General features: G+C 66.4%; 1 protein-coding gene. It reads left to right on the forward strand.

Annotation, left to right across the window (positions count from 1 at the left end; all coding sequences use genetic code 11):
• Window positions 1-366: 366 nt before the first annotated feature.
• Window positions 367-1,569 (forward strand): IS30 family transposase, encoded by a 1,203-nt coding sequence (locus ACL03I_RS39280; RefSeq protein ID WP_412808637.1) that lies wholly within the window; start codon window positions 367-369, stop codon window positions 1,567-1,569.
• The last annotated feature ends 34 nt before the right edge of the window (window positions 1,570-1,603 follow it).

Consider the following 1,603-nt stretch of genomic DNA (forward strand, 5'->3'; position numbering starts at 1 on the left):
GTGGCGTTGGCGGGTCCGAAGTATTCGAAGGAGCAGCGGGAGTTGTTCTTCGATCTGTTGGATCGTGGAGGCAGTGTCAGGGCCGCGGCGACCGCGGCGGGAGTGCATCCTGGTGCGGCGTATACGTGGCTGCGGAAAAGTGGATTGGTGATGCGCCGGGGGACTCCGCGCGTCTACACCGAGCAGGAGAAGGCCGAGTTCTTCCGGTTGCTGGCCGAACGCGGGAACGTCTCGGCTGTTGCGCGTGAGCTCGGTTTCACCAGGATCACCTGCTACAAGTGGGCGCACCAGGCCGGGATCTTCACCAGCGAGGCACGTCGGGTGCCGCCGCGGCGGGAGGAGTTCCTGCGGTTGCGTGCCGAGGGGTTGACCCGAGCGCAGGCGGCTCGGCGGGTGGGGGCGGACAAGCGTTCGGCGGCGGACTGGGACAAGGGCATCACCATCATCCATCGAGGCCGGATCTACCCCGACGGTCGCGTGGTGCGCTACCCGAATCCGATACTGGCAGACGTGAATTCACCGCGCACGGCCAACGTTCTGGGTGGGAAGATCGACCTCGATCGAGTCGAGAAGCCGATCCACCCCCGGTATCTGAGCTTGCTGGAACGCGAGCAAGTATGCGATCTGCACCGAGCCGGGCTGACGGTCCGCCGGATCGCCGCGGAGCTGGGGCGTTCACCATCGACGATCAGCCGCGAGCTGCGCCGCAACACAACCTCGGCGCGGGGATATCTGCCCCACTCCGCCCACCGCGCCTCGGTCGCTCGCCGGTTGCGGCCCCGCGACCCGAAGCTGACGGCGAACGCGTCGTTGCGTGACTACGTTCGAGACAAGCTCGCACGGAAGTGGTCACCCCAGCAGATCAGCCATCGCCTGGTCGTCGACTTCCCGACCGATCTGCAGATGCGCGCCTGCACCGAGACGATCTACCAGGGTATCTACGTCCACGCCCGAGGCGAGTTGAAGCGCGAACTCGCCCGCCACTTGCGTCGTGGCCGTCTCCGGCGCAGACCTCGTCGTGACCCCGCCGCGCGCCGGCCGCGTTTCGTCGAGCCGATGTCGCTGATCACCACACGCCCGCCCGAGGTCGAGTCCCGCACCGCGCCCGGCCACTGGGAAGGAGACCTCGTCATCGGCGCCACCAACCGCTCGGCCATCGCGACCCTGGTCGAACGATCCAGCCGCTTCGTCATGCTGGTCCACCTCGGAGCAGACCGCAGCGCCGACGCACTACGCGACGGCCTCATCACCACCATCTCGGGGCTGCCTGCCCAGCTGCGGGGCACCCTCACCTGGGATCAAGGCGGTGAGATGGCCGAACACCGCGCCTTCAGCAACGCCACCGACATGGCCGTCTACTTCTGCGAACCGGGCTCGCCATGGCAACGTGGCAGCAACGAGAACACGAACGGGCTGCTGCGCCAATACTTCCCACGCGGCAGCAACCTCCGGGTTCACACACCCGCGGCGCTGCAAGCAGTCGCCGACGAACTCAACAACCGACCCCGCAAATGCCTCGCCTGGCAAACACCCACCGAAAGACTCAATGCTTTACTGAACGCTTCGTAGTTCGAACCGTTGCGACGACCACTGGAATCCAAGC

Source organism: Nocardia sichangensis, from assembly GCF_047200615.1.
In the GTDB taxonomy this organism is placed as follows: domain Bacteria; phylum Actinomycetota; class Actinomycetes; order Mycobacteriales; family Mycobacteriaceae; genus Nocardia; species Nocardia sichangensis.